At 43.8% G+C, this 16,476-nt stretch carries 17 protein-coding genes and 1 tRNA gene; 9 read left to right on the forward strand and 9 right to left on the reverse strand.

The genetic code is table 11. The features are described from left to right. Positions 1 to 59 precede the first annotated feature (59 nt). The 7 genes from RMY16_RS18075 to psbD form a co-directional block, all read right to left on the reverse strand. The gene (locus tag RMY16_RS18075; protein WP_322737566.1) at positions 60 to 932 is read right to left on the reverse strand and encodes a 6-carboxytetrahydropterin synthase; all 873 of its coding nucleotides are present in this window, start codon (positions 930 to 932) and stop codon (positions 60 to 62) included. 126 nt (positions 933 to 1,058) lie between these two features. Then, entirely contained in the window at positions 1,059 to 1,766 is a 708-nt protein-coding gene (locus RMY16_RS18080; protein WP_322737567.1) for a J domain-containing protein, read from the reverse strand. 15 nt (positions 1,767 to 1,781) lie between these two features. Beyond that, positions 1,782 to 2,744, reverse strand: a complete 963-nt coding sequence (cysK, locus tag RMY16_RS18085; protein WP_322737568.1) for a cysteine synthase A — start codon at positions 2,742 to 2,744, stop codon at positions 1,782 to 1,784. A 70-nt stretch (positions 2,745 to 2,814) separates the two neighbouring features. Continuing rightward, entirely contained in the window at positions 2,815 to 3,252 is a 438-nt protein-coding gene (locus tag RMY16_RS18090; protein WP_322737569.1) for an Rrf2 family transcriptional regulator, read from the reverse strand. 335 nt (positions 3,253 to 3,587) lie between these two features. Beyond that, positions 3,588 to 5,315, reverse strand: a complete 1,728-nt coding sequence (locus RMY16_RS18095; RefSeq protein WP_322737570.1) for an iron uptake porin — start codon at positions 5,313 to 5,315, stop codon at positions 3,588 to 3,590. A 490-nt stretch (positions 5,316 to 5,805) separates the two neighbouring features. Continuing rightward, positions 5,806 to 6,087 carry a 4a-hydroxytetrahydrobiopterin dehydratase gene (locus RMY16_RS18100; protein ID WP_322737571.1) on the reverse strand — a complete coding sequence of 94 codons (282 nt, stop codon included), beginning with the start codon at positions 6,085 to 6,087 and terminating at the stop codon, positions 5,806 to 5,808. Positions 6,088 to 6,866: 779 nt separating this feature from the next. Next, complete coding sequence (gene psbD, locus RMY16_RS18105) at positions 6,867 to 7,922, reverse strand: photosystem II D2 protein (photosystem q(a) protein) (RefSeq protein ID WP_322694081.1); 1,056 nt, start codon at positions 7,920 to 7,922, stop codon at positions 6,867 to 6,869. 363 nt (positions 7,923 to 8,285) lie between these two features. On the opposite strand from psbD, the gene RMY16_RS18110 reads away from it, so the two are divergent. From RMY16_RS18110 to RMY16_RS18145, 8 genes are all read left to right on the forward strand, one after another. Further along, the gene (locus tag RMY16_RS18110; protein WP_190731518.1) at positions 8,286 to 8,558 is read left to right on the forward strand and encodes a hypothetical protein; all 273 of its coding nucleotides are present in this window, start codon (positions 8,286 to 8,288) and stop codon (positions 8,556 to 8,558) included. Between the two features lie 13 nt (positions 8,559 to 8,571). Further along, positions 8,572 to 9,249 (forward strand): energy-coupling factor ABC transporter ATP-binding protein, encoded by a 678-nt coding sequence (locus RMY16_RS18115; protein WP_322737572.1) that lies wholly within the window; start codon positions 8,572 to 8,574, stop codon positions 9,247 to 9,249. 256 nt (positions 9,250 to 9,505) lie between these two features. Next, a complete protein-coding gene (locus RMY16_RS18120; RefSeq protein ID WP_109011419.1) occupies positions 9,506 to 10,054 on the forward strand; it encodes an NYN domain-containing protein in 549 nt (182 codons plus the stop codon). Between the two features lie 148 nt (positions 10,055 to 10,202). Further along, positions 10,203 to 10,274: transfer RNA gene (locus tag RMY16_RS18125), tRNA-Asn, on the forward strand. 24 nt (positions 10,275 to 10,298) lie between these two features. Then, a complete protein-coding gene (locus RMY16_RS18130; RefSeq protein WP_322737573.1) occupies positions 10,299 to 11,477 on the forward strand; it encodes an aminotransferase class V-fold PLP-dependent enzyme in 1,179 nt (392 codons plus the stop codon). Between the two features lie 228 nt (positions 11,478 to 11,705). Further along, positions 11,706 to 12,941, forward strand: coding sequence for an AAA family ATPase (locus tag RMY16_RS18135; RefSeq protein WP_322737574.1), 1,236 nt, complete (start codon positions 11,706 to 11,708; stop codon positions 12,939 to 12,941). Positions 12,942 to 13,013: 72 nt separating this feature from the next. Next, positions 13,014 to 13,631 carry a hypothetical protein gene (locus RMY16_RS18140; RefSeq protein ID WP_322737575.1) on the forward strand — a complete coding sequence of 206 codons (618 nt, stop codon included), beginning with the start codon at positions 13,014 to 13,016 and terminating at the stop codon, positions 13,629 to 13,631. Between the two features lie 181 nt (positions 13,632 to 13,812). After that, complete coding sequence (locus tag RMY16_RS18145; protein WP_322737576.1) at positions 13,813 to 14,181, forward strand: hypothetical protein; 369 nt, start codon at positions 13,813 to 13,815, stop codon at positions 14,179 to 14,181. 101 nt (positions 14,182 to 14,282) lie between these two features. Here the strand turns inward: RMY16_RS18145 and RMY16_RS18150 are convergent, their stop codons facing one another. Then, positions 14,283 to 15,122: a M56 family metallopeptidase gene (locus tag RMY16_RS18150; protein WP_322737580.1), complete on the reverse strand. Its 840-nt coding sequence runs from the start codon at positions 15,120 to 15,122 to the stop codon at positions 14,283 to 14,285. Further along, positions 15,122 to 15,541 (reverse strand): BlaI/MecI/CopY family transcriptional regulator, encoded by a 420-nt coding sequence (locus RMY16_RS18155; protein ID WP_069069046.1) that lies wholly within the window; start codon positions 15,539 to 15,541, stop codon positions 15,122 to 15,124. Before RMY16_RS18155 ends, RMY16_RS18150 begins: the two co-directional genes overlap by 1 nt. A gap of 332 nt (positions 15,542 to 15,873) precedes the next feature. Here RMY16_RS18155 and RMY16_RS18160 point away from each other — a divergent pair. Further along, positions 15,874 to 16,476, forward strand: a 603-nt coding sequence (locus RMY16_RS18160; RefSeq protein WP_322737578.1) for a 2-phosphosulfolactate phosphatase family protein, incomplete at its 3' end; no start/stop codon positions are given.

Below are 16,476 nucleotides of genomic sequence, written 5' to 3' on the forward strand. Positions count from 1 at the left end.
TGGGCATGGGCATGGGGATTATATACATTCCCTATGTCCTATGCCTAATTTCCAATTAGCTAAACTTGTGCTAGTACTGGCTGATTCACGGATGCGCTGACTGAATCCGATTCAGACTCCGTGCAGTAGATTTCACAGGAGTTATTCGGACTTTCAATCAATTTTACTTTGTAAAGTTTAGCTCCCAATTCCTGAATGGGCGATCGCAGTAAATTACTAATGTAAAGTGCGATATTTTCAGCAGTGGGTACAACTTCGGCAAAATAGGGAATATCTTTGTTTAAAAATGTGTGATCGAATGGCTCTACCACATAATCTTCTACCACTTGATTCAGGGCACTTAAATCAATAATCATGCCAGTACGTGGGTCAATTGCCCCTTTGACAGTGACTTCTAGATGGTAGTTATGTCCGTGACCGTTAGGACGAGCGCACTTACCATAAATCTCAGTGTTTTCTTCGTTACTAAGGTTAGGATGAGCTAGCCGATGGGCGGCGCTAAAGTGAGTACTGATGGTGAGGTAGGCTTCCATTGCGTTTCCCATATAATCTGCCCAAAGTTCAGGATGTTCAAATAACTGCACACGGACTAGAGGCAAATGAGGTGCTAGCCGTTGCCAGATAATCCGTGCAATATTCTCAGTGGTAGGCAGAGTTTGTTGAAATTCTGCCCACACATCATTGAGATAAGAGAAGTCCAATTGACTGGTAACTTCCCGTTTAATTACGTGTTTCACATCAGACAAGTTCAGCACCATGCCATATTCATCCAATTCCCCGGCTAGGGAGATAAATAAGACATAGTTATGCCCGTGTCCCGGAAATCTAGTACCAGCACCAAATTTCTCAATATTCTCGGCTTCACTCAGTTCTGGCAACCAATAACGATGACTTGCTGAAAACTGGGCGCGGCGATTAACAATGCATTGCATGAGTACACTATTAGCAGAATTTAAAATTTCTTAATCTTTTTCTGCTTCCAGCATAAACTAATTTCTTTGTCAGTTGTCATTAGTCATTAGTCATTTGTTATTTGACTAATGACTAATGACCAATGACTAATGACTATTTACAGACACTTGTGCTTCACAGTGCAATCTCGTAGCTATGCGGAATAGTTCATGACCTGTGTGTAAATAACGCTCATCGTAGTTTAAAGGAAAGTAACCTAATTCATCGAGTCCATCTCCTACTTGATCGAGGCTGTAATAAAGGTGAGCGGCTGTTCTTGCGAGACTAGGGGGATTTGGCAGGGAGCGAAAAGTAGTTTGTGCCTGCTTGAGGTCATCTCGACAGGTTTTTAAGTATTCCTGAAATTCATCTAACAACTCATCATCAAAGGGATCGGCAGCTAATTGCTCCATTTGTTCTTCTAAAGAATAAAGAATGGTACAAAGCAAGCGATTTACTGGTTGGTAAACTTGACGCAGCCATTCTTCAACTTGCTCGTCAACATCACGTCCGGTTTTTCGTGTGGTCTGGTAATGCTGTTGGGCTGATGCTGTACGCTGTTGGCGATCGCTATTTAATTTTTGGGAGTCATCTTGCAGTTCTTGGTCATAATTGCGGCGATTTTGGTTGTCGCCTAAGACTTCATAAGCTGCATTGATGCGGATAATTTGCTCGCGATCGGCTGTTTCCTGATTACTGTCAGGATGAAACAACTTAACCAAGCGGCGATAAGCTTGCTTAATCTCCGCTTGGCTTGCGCTTGGACTAACTTTGAGAGTTTCGTAATGGTTAGAAACGTGCTTAGAATTGACCATTAATTCAATGTATTGTTAACTGACGCTAGTGGCTAATCTTGCCTCTAGGTCTTGGAACAACGGTGTACTCAAATACCTCTCACCAAAACTGGGCTGAATCATCACAATTAAACGTCCCTTATTTTCTTGACGTTGGGCGACGCGAATTGCTGCACATAAAGCTGCTCCACTGGAAATGCCAGATAGTAGCCCTTCTTCTTTTGCCAAACGCCGACTATAAGCGATCGCTTCTTCATCGGTGACGGTAATCACTTCATCAATCAATTTTATCTTTAATACTTGGGGAATAAACCCAGCACCAATTCCCTGGATTTTGTGGGGCCCTGGTCGTCCCCCAGATAAAACTGGGCTATTGGCTGGTTCAACTGCGATCGCCTTGGAATTAGGCTTGCGTTCTTTAATCACTTCTGCTACACCAGTGATCGTACCACCTGTACCCACTCCTGCCACAATTATATCGACTTGTCCATCGGTATCTTCCCAGATTTCCTCTGCCGTAGTTTCCCGATGCACTTTTGCATTAGCTGGATTGCGGAACTGCTGCAACATATAGGTATTTGGTGTAGTATTAACTATTTGCTGCGCTCGTTGAATTGCCCCACTCATACCTTCCATTCCTGGTGTTAGTTCCAGTTCTGCCCCGTATGCTCGCAACATTGCCCGACGCTCTCCACTCATCGTCTCTGGCATTGTCAAAATTAATCGATAACCCTTTGCTGCTGCTGCCATTGCTAGGGCAATACCGGTATTTCCAGAAGTGGGTTCTACCAATACTGTCTTCCCAGGAGTAATTAGCCCTTCCTCCTCTGCGGCGTTAATCATACTTACTCCAATCCGGTCTTTGACTGATGCCGATGGGTTCATACTTTCCAGTTTCACCACAATTTCTGCAACACATCCTTCTGTTTGAGGAATCCGGTTTAACTGCACTAGAGGGGTACGACCAACTAGTTCTGTAATGTTACGAGCTATTCGCATAAATTAGTCCTTAATTATTAATTATTTGTTATTGGTCATTAGTCATCAACAAATGACAAATGACTCTTGACTAAATGTAGTACATGACATCTAATTGCCGCCGCGAATCTCTTTTTTCGCAAAGATCCTGGAGCGTATATTTTTGTAAGACTGAATTTGCCGCGCGACTTGCTTCTTGCCAAATTTCTTCTATAACTGAACTGTCTATGCTTTTGGAATTAACGTTTTCTTCACCAGCTCGCGCCTCTAAGCCTTCTAAACATTCCAAAATCTCAAAAAGGATGATTTTTCGGGGTTCTCGCGTTAATAGATAGCCACCTTTTGAGCCACGCTGACTTTTAACTATACCGCCACGCCTCAAGCTTGCTAGTAGCTGTTCCAGATAGCGATCGGGTATGTTTTGTTGTGCTGCAATTTGTCGAATTTGCAGCGGTTCGCCGCTTTCGTAATGAGCGGCCATCTCTAATAAGGCGAGAATTGCGTATTCCGATTTACAGGATAGTTCCACAAGCAGCAATAAGTTAGGGGTAGAAATTAGGAGTTAGGAGTCATTAATCTGGAATTCAAAATCTCAAATTGGTAGAGTTAAGATACTACGCGATATGTAGCTTTATACCACCAACTTCTACTAAAAAAGCTCGCTCAGAGAAAGCTGTTCGCGGCGTAAGTCACTTGTAGAGTGGGCATTACTCTAGTCTATTCATATCAAACCCGCCATAACTTCTAACTTTTCTATTATACTCCGGTTAACTACTGGGGTTTATCCATTATTACCGAAAACAAAAACCCCACCTCATGGCGGGGAGAAATAGAGTTCAAAATTCTCAGTAGATAATCAACACTCTAGAAGGTGAAAGTAGTTCTGAGCGTACCGATAATAGCATCATCGTTATCGCTGTTTTGACCAGGAGAGGTCAACCAGATTACACCAGGGGTTACAGAGATGTTATCCGACACACGATACTTGTAGAAGCCTTCAACGTGATAGGGTATATCATTGTTGCCACCAAAACCTGGGCGGTTAAAGGAATAGGGTTCTGCACCAGCAAAAACACCTAAAACGTTACCTTTTTTACCGAAATCAGGTAAGGCTACCCCTAAACCGTAGCTCCAAGCTTGATAATCATCATCTGCACCTACACCTGTGACGTCATGGTAAGAGACGAATCCACTAATGGACAGTTTGTCGCTAGGTCTAAAGGCAGCCGACACACCGTAGGAGTTGCTGCTAGATGGGGTTACTACACCTGCTGCATTACCTAAAAAGTTAGCTTGTCCAGTACCTACATCAAAACCTCCAGTTGCTCCGTCTGTACCAGAGTCGAATAAAGCACCACTTGCACTATATCCGTGGACGTAGGTAGCAGCTAAAGCCAAACGATCGCCAACACTAAAGTTCAACTGTCCGAGAGCTGCATAGTCGCCGTTGGTCAGACCTGAACTAAGAGTAGGATCGTTAGCCTGTGATGCTAAATAACCCGCAGTGATTGAGCTATTTCCTAAAATACCTTGACCTTTACCAAGGGGTATATTGAGTGCTATACCAGCACCACCACCAATCCGATAAATGGGACTTTCAGTAGCAAAGGTAGATAAAGCGCCGTTACCGCCGTCAGTGTTGTCAAAAAAGTAAGGGTTATTGACAGCAGTATAATGGCTGTGTCGTCCACCACTAGCTGCGAGATAAACTTGGGCTGGACCTATAGGAGCTTCATAGGTCAAACGGTCTATCCTAACAGAATTGTTACCAGTGCTACTAACTTCAAAGGTTTGTGTACCTTCAGCAGTATTGATAGCACCACCAGCGTTATCAAATTGTGTAAAGGCTGTTGCGTTACCAGCTGCGAGACGGGTATGTAAAACGTCTCTACCAGTGAAGCTGGTTTGCAAGTCCAAACGTACCCGATCTTGGAAGACAGTATTATTGTTGTCACCAGTGGTACCTCCAAACACATCAGTAACTGCAAAAATTGCTTCACCGACTAGTTTTGTGGTGGTGGAGAACTGATTCGCTTCCAATTCAGCAGTCCGCGCTTCTAAGGAATCTACGCGACCGCGTAGGGTTGCTAATTCTGCGGAAAATTCTTCTTGCAACCGTTGTAAGGTGGCTAAATCTTGTTTTGTTACCAAGTCAGCTGTTGCTGTGGCAATTAATTCGTTAACCCTATCCAAACAAGCATTCAAACCAGCGGCAAATTCATAACGGGTTAAAGCACGATTACCGCGATAAGTGGCATTCGGATAACCTGCAATACAACCATAGCGCTCAACCAAGGACTGCAATGCTTGGAATGCCCAGTCGGTAGGTTGTACATCGGAAAATTGGGAAACCGATGTTACTTGAGACTGAGAATTACCTTGGTTGCCTTCGTTGCTGTAGCGATTAACTTGATCTATGGTTGTCTGAGCCAATATTTCTGGCTGTTGAGCAACTTCGCTTACACCTAGTTGTTTAGCTGCTGACACTTCTGTGGTTGTGCTTGGGGCCGCCATTGCTGTTGCCGAAACTAACAATGTTGCTCCCAAAACTGCTGGGCTAACCACTAAGGATTTCCATAATAGATTAGACATTTTTCCTTTACTCCTCACACCTTGTTTAGATAATTGGTTTCGTTGCACCTAATTCTCAAAAATGCGACATCTCATTGAAACCTGTGAATGAGATATAGTTGCCACTACTACAATTCTAGTTTTTGCAAAGCTAATAAACGATTAATTTTGGGTTAAAAACTTATGTGATTAACTTATGCAAAAACATATCTTTATATCATAACATTATAAAACATCTGATCTAGATGGCAAGATTGGAGCGATCGCCTTAATAACTGTCACACATACTTATCCAAATATCTAAGCAGGGAGTAGAGTTTGGGTCATTCGCTCTCTACGCAGGCTAAATTGCTGAAAGTTTTAGACACTTAGCAGTTTGCCATCAAAAATCACTTCTAACACTTACTCATAGTATAAATCTCCTACCACTTAGAACGCACTGGCTCGGCTATACAAACTTTATATCCCAGTGACTTCCTGTTGTCTGTTGCAAGATGTTAGAAGAAATCACTTAATTGATCTGGGAAATCACCCGTGCTACATCAAAGTCTGGCTGCGTCAATCCGCCTGCATCATGTGTTGTAAGTGTAATCTTCACTTTATTATAGGAAATCTCTATATCTGGATGATGTCCGGCTGACTCAGTCGGCTCAACCAGTTTATTGACAAACTCAATTGCTTCAATAAAATCTTTAAATGTACGGGTAATGTGCAACTTGGAATCTTTAACAGTCCAATCTGACAAAACCTTTGCCTGTTCTTGAATTTCCGCTTCGGTGAGTAGTTGTGCCATATTAAGAAATTCCTACTTATATAGTTACAACATTTTGCATCTGACAAAGGCAAACACCTTTTATTCTCCACACGTAAAATATGGAAGGATAAATTAAGCCACAATAATGTGTATGTCTATATTTAAATCAGACTTGGCAGATAGACACTATTTCGCACATTTGGTCATACTCCAAGTTTTAATACAAGATATTTATTCTTTTTAAGAAAACTTAATTAGGTTGCCTTTATCCACGGCAGCGATCGCTATCTATCTTTTAAAAGTAACCATTGATAAAACAAAAATTACCTATAAAAAACTATCCGCCCTGATTTAGATCGGATGATCTAAGTCAGAGCGGTCTAGCGGGTCTTCAGGTTGCAACCAGACTGCCGGAAGGAACTCCGAGCTTGCCTAGCTAGTTGAGCTAACTTAGTATCTCAAAGATAACTAAGGCTAACTTTTAGAGAACAGCCCCGGCACACAGCCGGCTAACTGCAACCTGATGACCCATGCATTTACTACTTTCTATCATGGGCATCACCTCCTTATTGCCTAAGCGGTCTTAGTTTTAAAAGGGCAGAGTATTTACTCTGGGTTTATAACCTTCATCTAACATAACACATAAATTTAGAGATATTAACCAATATATAAAAAATCTCCCACCTTTTTGATGGGAGATTACTGGAGAATAATGAAAATTGACGCTTTATTGGCTGATTACAAGGAGATTATTTTATCTGGGTGTGTCAATTTTCGCCAACCACAACCTAATTCAAGTCATGGCCAAATTTGAATTCTTAGAGAGCGTTACCGCGAGGTAGAACTTCTTCAGGGAATACAAATTGTTCGTGGGGTTGATCTTGAGGAGCCATCCAAGCGCGGATACCCTCGTTCAGCAAAATGTTTTTGGTATAGAAGGTTTCAAACTCAGGGTCTTCCGCCGCCCGTAATTCTTGGGAGACGAAATCATAAGCCCGCAGGTTGAGTGCTAAACCGACGATGCCGACGGCGCTCATCCACAAGCCTGTGACTGGCACGAACAACATAAAGAAGTGCAACCAGCGCTTGTTAGAGAAAGCAATACCGAAAATCTGTGACCAGAAACGGTTTGCCGTCACCATTGAGTAGGTTTCTTCCGATTGGGTGGGATTGAAGGCGCGGAAGGTGTTAGCACCATCACCGTCTTCAAACAAGGTATTTTCCACTGTCGCACCGTGAATGGCGCACAGTAGCGCACCACCCAATACACCCGCAACACCCATCATGTGGAAGGGGTTGAGTGTCCAGTTGTGGAAGCCTTGCAGGAATAGTAGGAACCGGAAGATAGCTGCGACGCCAAAGCTGGGTGCAAAGAACCAGCTTGATTGTCCCAAGGGGTACATCAGGAATACGCTGACGAATACTGCAATGGGAGCGGAGAAGGCGAGGGCGTTGTAAGGGCGGATACCTACTAGACGCGCAATTTCAAATTGCCGCAACATGAAGCCGATCAAACCGAAGGCTCCGTGTAGGGCAACGAATGGCCACAACCCACCCAGTTGGAACCAACGGGTGAGGTCGCCTTGGGCTTCTGGCCCCCACAACAGCAGTAGGGAGTGTCCCATGCTGTCGGCGGGGGTGGATACTGCCACTGTCAGGAAGTTACAGCCTTCTAGGTAGGAGGAGGCTAATCCGTGGGTGTACCAAGAGGTGACGAAGGTGGTGCCAGTCAGCCAACCGCCTAGTGCTAGGAAGGCGCAGGGAAATAATAGTATCCCTGACCAACCTACGAATACGAAGCGATCGCGCTTGAGCCAGTCGTCTAGAACGTCAAACCACCCTCTACTAGGGGCACGTCCAACTGCGATGGTCATGAGAGCAAATCTCCAAATGTTTATAAGTACAGGTTGTATCTGTATTATAGATGGCAATATAAAGGCCTTCCATAAGCAGAAAGTTAACCAGGTTGTTAACCAAGTTTACAATTTTTTACACACCTTTAATTATATTAGGTGTAAATTGCTAATTTTTCTAGGGGTTTTCTCATAAAATTTAATTTTTGATTCAGATAAGGTGATAAATGGGGAGTAGGGAATGGAGAATCAGAAGCAGAGAGGCAAAAGAGCAATGGATAGAAGAAATAACTGATGCCCAATGCCCCATGCCCAATCCTCATTTCCCTAGAATCACTCAGCTGACGCTAAAATGAGTCCACAGTTAAATTTGATTATTGCTAAATGTTTACCATCGATTTAAGCATCAGAAACACTGCTTTCCCTATCTCGGTACAACGTAAGTCAGCAGAGGATGCTGAGGCTATCTATCAGCTAATTTTGGCAGCAATCCGTTCTGGGAATCCTGACATTGTAGAACTCAAGTGCGAAGGCAAGACAGAGAAAAAAATTGCTGTCCGCGCTAGTGAAATTTCTGGGGTGCAGATTGTTCAGAAAGATGGTACAACCCCTGGTGGCGGCAGACCACCTGGCTTTTTCGCTGTAGCTGCTGAGTAACCAAGGTTGACAAATGGCTCAAGTGGGCATTGAGGTCAAGGATTTAAATTTCAGCTGGCCTAATGGAGAGAAAGTTATTAAATCTTGCTCTTTAGAAGTACCCAAGGGTGAGTTTTGGATGCTCTTGGGTACAAATGGCAGTGGAAAATCTACTTTACTGAGACTGCTGGCGGGGTTATTAGCTCCTAAATCTGGCGAAATTCGGGTTTTGCACCCTGTTGGCTTTGTCTTCCAAAATCCGGATCATCAACTGGTGATGCCAACAGTTGGTGCTGATGTGGCTTTTGGATTGGTGGAAGAAAAGTTGCCACCTGCTGCTACCAGAGCAAGAGTTGAAGAGGCGTTAGGGGCGGTGAATTTGCTTACTTTGCAACGACGCCCTATTTATGCACTTTCTGGGGGACAAAAACAGCGAGTCGCGATCGCAGGTGCGATCGCCCGTCGCTGTGAAGTTCTATTATTAGATGAACCCACTGCCTTACTAGATCCAGATAGCCAGTTGGATTTAGTTGCTGGTGTCCGCCGCCTTGTCAAAAGTCGAGGTATTACAGCCCTGTGGGTAACACATCGATTAGATGAGCTAAATTACTGTGATGGCGCTTTCTTGTTAGAAAAAGGCTCTTTGGTTGATAGTGGTGAAGCCGAACGTCTCAAACAACGTCTGATGGAGGTACACAGCGAAGCCTCTTAATTAGGTACTGAGTAGTGAGTGCTGAGTGCTGAGTAAAATTCATTGCATTCAGTACTCCTGAATACTACTAGAAAAGAACTGTAACGCGCCTTTTAAACAAAGGCGCGTTTTAAGTTGGTGTGTCTATCTGAGGTTTGAGTTTTGTGAGGCTACCGTATTTTTTATTTTGTGTAACATAGTGTTACAGACTATGCATCAATTATTATAAAACTTATGAATGAATTTTGTTAACTCTAGAAAATTGTGATTAAAAACCATGCCCCGTTCCTTACTCCAAGCCGTTTTGTTAGTGGACGGCTACAATATCATAGGTGCTTGGCCTTGCCTTAAAAAAACGCGTGATAGCGTTGGACTAGAGGCTGCACGGGGCGAGCTTGTGGAAGCGATGACTGGTTATAGTGCGTTTCAAGGTTACACAACTCAAATAGTTTTTGATGCCCAATATCAAAATTGCTCTAGTAATAAAGAAATTATTACTGAGCTTTTATCTGTTTATTACACTGATTTTGGGCAAACAGCAGATACTTATATCGAAAAATCCTGCGCTTCTTTTCGCCACCAAATAGCCCAATCTTTGATTTCTCGTGTGATTGTTGCTACATCAGATCGGGCACAACAGTTGATGATCCAAGGGTATGGGGCTGAATGGTTGTCAGCACAGCAACTCTGTGGGGAAGTGGAAGCCACTGTCTGCCGGATGCGACAAAAGTATCATACGCGCAAACAATCTAAGAGTAGGTTTTTAGCTAATGCCATTGATGCTAAAGCGCGGCAGCGTCTGGCTGAATTACGAATGGGATTGTAATAGATATTTAGTATCTAAGAGTTTCTGCTTAAGTTCCTGAATCGATTTTGGCTGCAAATAATTCTCTAAATTAAGTTTCTAAAAAAAATATTGGCGAAAGTACTTGCCAAATACTATTTTTAGCCCTAATATTATAAATCGTGAGTGGTCCTCAGTAGCTCAGTGGTAGAGCGATCGACTGTTAATCGATTGGTCGCTGGTTCGAATCCAGCCTGGGGAGTTTATCAATTTTGGATTTCAAATTTTGGATTCTAGATTATCCATCAGAGACTTATGGTCGCTTGACTCGGCTGTGACGTTTCTGAATCATGGGTCTTTTGGTGCTTGTCCTAAACAAGTGCTGGAATTTCAACAAAGGCTGCGATCGCAGCTCGAACATGAACCCTTACGCTTTTTTGGTAGGGAATGGGAACCTCTGCTAGACAATGCCAGAAGTAAGCTAGCTACGTTTATGGGTGCTAATGTCCAAGATTTGGTATTTGTCCCCAATGCGACGACTGGCGTTAATTCGGTGTTAAGGTCGCTGAGGTTTTCACCAGAGGACGAAATACTTACAACTAACCACGAATATAATGCTTGCCGCAATGTACTTGATTTTATTGCCAGTCGCACTGGTGCGCGGGTGGTGGTGGCAAAAGTTCCTTTCCCTATTGACTCACCACAGCAAGTAATCGCAGCAATAATTGAGCGAGTTTCACCAAAAACACGATTAGCACTTTTGGATCATGTTACCAGCCAGACAGGTTTAATCTTCCCGATTCAAGAGTTGGCGAAGGAGTTGCAACAACGGGGTATAGATACGTTGGTAGATGGGGCACATGCGCCTGGAATGATTTCTCTCGATTTACGAGAGATTGGCGCAACTTATTACACGGGGAATTGTCATAAATGGTTGTGTGCGCCTAAAGGGGCAGCATTTTTGTATGTGCGACGAGATAAACAGTCAGAAATTCGTCCTCTAACAATTAGCCACGGGACAAACTCGCCACGCATTGATAAAAGCCGCTTTCAGTTGGAATTTGACTGGACAGGTACAGACGATCCTACAGCTGATATGTGTGTGCCAGAAGCGATCGCTTTTATGGGTTCCTTGCTACCTGGTGGATGGACAGAATTAATGCAGCAAAATCATCAGCTAGTGTTGCAGGGAAGACAGCTACTTTGTGAAGGGCTGGAAGTGCAACCGCCTTGTCCAGCAGAGATGATTGGTTCAATGGCGGTTGTGCCAATGCCTACGATATTGGAAAACCGCGATTTTTTGGCTTTACATGATGAGTTGTTTGATAAGTTTGGTATTCAAGTGCAGGTGATGCCGTGGCAAGAAAAACCTCGGCTGTTGGTAAGGATTTCGGCGCAGATTTACAATACTTTTGAGCAGTATGAGTATTTGGCAAAGGTTTTAAAGGGGTTGCTCTCAGGTTAATCTATAGCGCTTCTCGGCCTTTGTAAGTTATGAGAACCCCACCCCCAACCCCCTCCCCGCTCTTCGAGAGGGGGCTATGATGATGTACCCTATCTAATTAGGAACTGCTATGGTTTCAGGGAAGTGACGATCGCATCAAGGGTCTGTTTTGCGCTAAGTGCTATTCTTTGAAGTGATTGCACTTAAATTGCTGAAACTAGGATAACGCTTTACATGGCTTCTGGAGCTATGCCTTCTAATCCTTTTGTGGCTGCGGGGATGATTGAAGATCCCAGGCTGTTTGTCGGTCGTAAGGATGAACTAAATGCGATCGCATCTCGGATGAAGGGCGATCAGCCTACAAGTATTAATATAGTTGGCGAGAAGCACATTGGTAAATCTTCGTTGCTGCATTATTTTGTTCTCACTTGGCAGCAGCGAGTATTAAACAACAGCAGTAATTATGTGGTAATTTACCTCCCGTTACGGGGTGTAGATTGCCAAACTGAAACGGGTTTTTATGAGGCTGTAGCTGAAGGTTTACTGAATCACGTTCAGGGATGGCAACAACGCAGTCTGCAAAATTGTTGGAAGACTAAACCGCTTAATCGTCAAGCATTTTCAGATGCGGTTAAGCAATGGAAACAGCAAGGAAAGCTACCTGTTCTCTGTTTGGATGATTTTGAAAGCCTTTTGAAATATCCCGATAAATTCGATAATGGATTTTATGACAATTTGCGATCGCTGATGGATAGCAACGCCTTGATGCTGGTGGTGGCATCCCGTAAACAACTGGATGTTTATGCTAACGAGCATCGGTTTGTCTCTAGTTTTTTCAATATTGGTCACACTATTTATTTGAAAGAACTAACTACAGATGAGGCTATTGAACTGTCGCGTTTACCAAGTCGCTCTACAAATGGTGCTGCTTTGAGTGTAGATGAACAGAGTCATGCCCAGCAATGGGGCGATCGTCATCCTTACAAGTTGCAATTGGCTGGTTACTTTTTGTGGGAAGCACGTCAACAAGGCAAGCCAATCAAGTGGGCAAAACAGCAGTTTAAACAACAGCTTACTAAAGCTAAATCCCCATCCAAGGGACAGCGATGGCAATTATGGCTGCGTCGGTTAGTTTGGGATTTACCAGTGCGTCTAGGTAAGATACCCCAATTCATTGGTGTAACTGTAGGTGATATCGGCAACTGGTCTGAGCAACCGCCAGTCTTGTTACTCTATGGTGGGCGGAGGACAGGGAAAACTTCAGCGCTGAAATATTTACCTTACAGAATACAAGCAAATATTGTACCTTTGCTGGTAGATTTACAAGGAGCAGCATCAGCCACAACCTTAAAAGGATTGGCTGAAAATTTAGCTCAACAAATTATCGAAGCTGCACGGCGATTACCCCGCAAAGTATACTTGCCTAATTCAGATGCCAATAAACTAGCTGAAGATCCATTTCCAGCGCTGCAAACTTGGTTATGAGAAATAGAACGCAGCAATCCTGGTAAGCAATTTCTCCTCTGTTTGGATGAATATGAACGCCTGGGTGAGGTAGTGAAAGCAACAAGCAGCCGTGCGTCACTAAATTTTATCCGTAACCTGCTGCAACATCAACGCAAGTGGATGTTACTTTTTAGTGGTTCACAGGAGTTATCTGAACTTGATTATTACTGGAGTGACTATCTAATTAACACCCGTGCTTTGCGAATGACTTATCTGCACGAGTTAGAAGCCCGCGATTTGATTCAACAGCCAGTAGAGAACTTCAGCAATATCTATGAACCAACTGCTGTAGATGAAATTATCCAAGTTACTCGCTGTCAACCTTATCTCGTTCAGTTGGTGTGTTATGAGGTGGTGGAGTCGTTAAACCGCGATATCAGAAAAAACAGGCGAGAAGCAGATACAGCAAAAGCTACTGCACAAGATGTTAAAGAGATTATTCCTGTTGTGCTGGAGCGAGGCGATCAGTATTTTCGGGAATTATGGAAGAGTTTAGCAGAGAGCGATCGCTCTCTCCTGCGCCGAATAATCCACGGGGAAACTCCCACGCAGCAAGACAAAGGTGTTATCCGCAAACTAACGCGAAAAGAGATTTTGACTCAAGAAGGCAATGCTTTCCAAGTGCCGTTGGTGCAAAAATATATAGAACAGTTACTAGAAGAAGAGTAATATAACAACCCTATAGTGGTTCTCGCTTGGGTGCAGTACATTTTTGACCTCTCTCCAAACCTCTCTCCTAAAAGGAGAGAGGCTTTGAATCTTACTCCCCTTCCCTTGAAGGGAAGGGGCTGGGGGTTAGGTCTGTGTTCCATGAATTGGGAACCGCTATATTCAAAATTTTCATCGTGATGTGGCAACCGACATCGCTACAGACATAACCAATGTTGCTACAGTCGTGACAGAAGTTGCTACAGCCTGCACGAAACACGGAAACGTCAAAGCGGAAGTTGCTACAGCTTGCGCGAAACACGGAAACGTTAAAGCGGAAGTTGCTACAGCTTGCACAAAACACGGAAACGTTAAAGCAGAAGTTGCTACAGCCTGCGCGAAACACGGAAACGTCAAAGCAGAACTTACTACAGGGAAAGCAGAAGTTGCTACAGCTTGCGCGAAACACGGAAACGTCAAAGCAGAACTTACTACAGGGAAAGCAGAAGTTGCTACAGACACGACCGATGCCGCTACCGTTGCAGGTTTGGGCTGTAGTAGCTTTTTATAGCAGTTGAAATATAGTTTAGAACATAAACCGATCGTAAAACGCCGACATCAAGACACTTGCAAGCCTGTTGCCTATTGCTTGTTCCCTGCTATAAATTCAAATTAACTATGAAATATCACAGTTACTAAAGGTAGCAAAGCCAACAGAAAGCCATGCCAAGATTGCAATTGAGCTTCTGGGGTTGGTTCTGGTGGTGCTAATAGAGCTTCTACTCTTTGTTCTAAACGATCTGCACCAGAGGAACCTAAGGCAGCACAGCAAATTTCCGATAAGACAGGGCCGCTACTAACTACTAATAAAAGTGATTCTGCTAACACTAGAGGGTCTACCTGCAATGCTGCATAACTGTCAGCACGGAGTTCGCGCAAAGCTAACAATTCTTCCCACAAAGGCTCTGTATTTGGCAACCATGCAGTGCAAGAACGCACCCAACCCAGCCAGAAAAACCAGAATGTATCCCTGTAATAGTGATGCCCTTGCTCATGGGCTAAGACGCTTTCTAAATGAGCCGGTGAGAGAGTTTGCACTAATCCTTGGCTAACTACTAGCTCTGGTTGCCAAAAACCGATTTGACCTGCAAACAACGCGCCTGTTTGCAGAAGTCTGGCTCGTCTATCGCCAACATTCACTAAAGGACAGTTCCGGGCAGATTCTACAGACTGCCAACCCTGGAAGGCAAGTTTAATGCATGAAATGGCAAAAAATGCCAAATAAATTAATGCAAGCAAATAGCTAACTGAGCCTGTATACATTCCGCCCATTTGTCCTTGAGGCCCCATGAACAGCACAGCGATCGCTGTCATAAAAATTAGCAAGGGCGGAAAGAGAAACAAAAATAGCGATCGCTGCCACCGCCGACTCCAATTGCCTTGACGTTGATTCCAAGAGAATCTTAACCACCAGGCAACTGCCAAAGCATTCAAAATCATTATCAGATGCATCATTGTTCCTCCCTGGCTTGGCGTGCAGATTGAATACGTTTGGCGATCGCTGCTATTTGCTCGCTAGCTGCTTCATCCAGACTATCAGCAAAGGCAGCAATAACGTCGGGGTTCCCCACCGCTAGAAATCGCTGTAACTGCTCATGAGCTTTGATCACATCTGATTGCTGCTTACTCAGCATTGGCCGCCAATAGAATGCCCGCTCTTTCTTGTCGCAGGCCAGCCAACCTTTATCAGTGAGGCGACGTAAAACTGTGGTGACAGAAGTATACGCTAATTCGCGGTTGGGATCGGCGAGAATGCGATCGTGTACATCCTTGACTGTGGCTGAACCAAGTTCCCAGATAATATTTAAAATTTCCGCTTCCAACGGGCCTAAAGATAGTTGTTTAGGGCGGTAGTCGGGTAAAGGTGCCATAGCGATTTTCAATTTGGGATGAGCGGAGTGGAGGTAAAAATTTTACTTTCTATTTGGCTAAGTATTAGTCAGGATGCGTAGTGGTGCTAACTTGGAATGCCAAATACAGCTTTAGAAAATCTGTTCTTGTTTTAGATTACAGGATAGTGCAGCAAATATGAAAGTCTAAAAGCATAAAAATAGACTTTTTGAATATTTTTGTATTGAATTGGTTACATTGTGCGTATTTGATGCTAAAAAATTGTTTGCGAATAATTGTGACTATAGTTAGTGACACCAACTAGGTAGAATGTTATTTGCGGCAGTAGTATTAAAACAGGTGTATCCAGCCCGTGAAGTTATTCGTATACCACACTCCTGAATTGACTCCAACGGATAAAGCGCCAGAATGTGCGATCGCAGTCGATGTCTTGCGAGCCACTAGCACAATAGCGACTGTCTTGGCATCTGGAGGCGAAGCTGTACAAGTATTCAGCGATTTAGATCAGTTAATTGAAGTTAGCGAAAAATGGCCCTATGAAAAACGTCTGCGGGCTGGAGAACGCGGCGGCGCGAAAGTAGCTGGTTTTGAGTTGGGAAACTCTCCTCTCGACTGCACACCAGAATTAGTGCAAGGGCGGCGTTTGTTTATCAGTACCACAAACGGCACTCGTGCTTTACAAAGGGTACAAGATTCCCCAAATGTATTAGCAGCAGCCTTGATTAACCGGGCGGCGGTGGTGCAATTTCTCTTAGATAAGCAACCAGAGACAGTGTGGATTGTCGGTTCCGGTTGGGAAGGCAGTTTTTCTTTAGAGGATACAGTTTGTGCGGGTGCGATCGCTCATAGTATTTTGCAGCAAACCAAGCTGTCACCTGAAGAACTCGCTGGTAACGATGAAGTAATTAGTGCGATCGCTCTTTACTCTCAATGGCAAGATAACTTATTAGGATTA

Origin of the sequence: Nostoc sp. DedQUE12b (assembly GCF_034530835.1) — a bacterium.
Lineage (GTDB): Bacteria > Cyanobacteriota > Cyanobacteriia > Cyanobacteriales > Nostocaceae > Nostoc.

Bases quoted from the DNA above. Each gene is read 5' to 3' on its own strand.
- RMY16_RS18110 (WP_190731518.1), top strand. From the start codon at position 8,286: ATGTTTACCATCGATTTAAGCATCAGAAACACTGCTTTCCCTATCTCG.
- RMY16_RS18150 (WP_322737580.1), bottom strand. From the start codon at position 15,122: ATGCATCTGATAATGATTTTGAATGCTTTGGCAGTTGCCTGGTGGTTA.
- cysK (WP_322737568.1), bottom strand. From the start codon at position 2,744: ATGCGAATAGCTCGTAACATTACAGAACTAGTTGGTCGTACCCCTCTA.
- RMY16_RS18115 (WP_322737572.1), top strand. From the start codon at position 8,572: ATGGCTCAAGTGGGCATTGAGGTCAAGGATTTAAATTTCAGCTGGCCT.
- RMY16_RS18135 (WP_322737574.1), top strand. From the start codon at position 11,706: ATGCCTTCTAATCCTTTTGTGGCTGCGGGGATGATTGAAGATCCCAGG.
- RMY16_RS18120 (WP_109011419.1), top strand. From the start codon at position 9,506: ATGCCCCGTTCCTTACTCCAAGCCGTTTTGTTAGTGGACGGCTACAAT.
- RMY16_RS18100 (WP_322737571.1), bottom strand. From the start codon at position 6,087: ATGGCACAACTACTCACCGAAGCGGAAATTCAAGAACAGGCAAAGGTT.
- RMY16_RS18075 (WP_322737566.1), bottom strand. From the start codon at position 932: ATGCAATGCATTGTTAATCGCCGCGCCCAGTTTTCAGCAAGTCATCGT.
- RMY16_RS18095 (WP_322737570.1), bottom strand. From the start codon at position 5,315: ATGTCTAATCTATTATGGAAATCCTTAGTGGTTAGCCCAGCAGTTTTG.
- RMY16_RS18155 (WP_069069046.1), bottom strand. From the start codon at position 15,541: ATGGCACCTTTACCCGACTACCGCCCTAAACAACTATCTTTAGGCCCG.
- RMY16_RS18080 (WP_322737567.1), bottom strand. From the start codon at position 1,766: ATGGTCAATTCTAAGCACGTTTCTAACCATTACGAAACTCTCAAAGTT.
- psbD (WP_322694081.1), bottom strand. From the start codon at position 7,922: ATGACCATCGCAGTTGGACGTGCCCCTAGTAGAGGGTGGTTTGACGTT.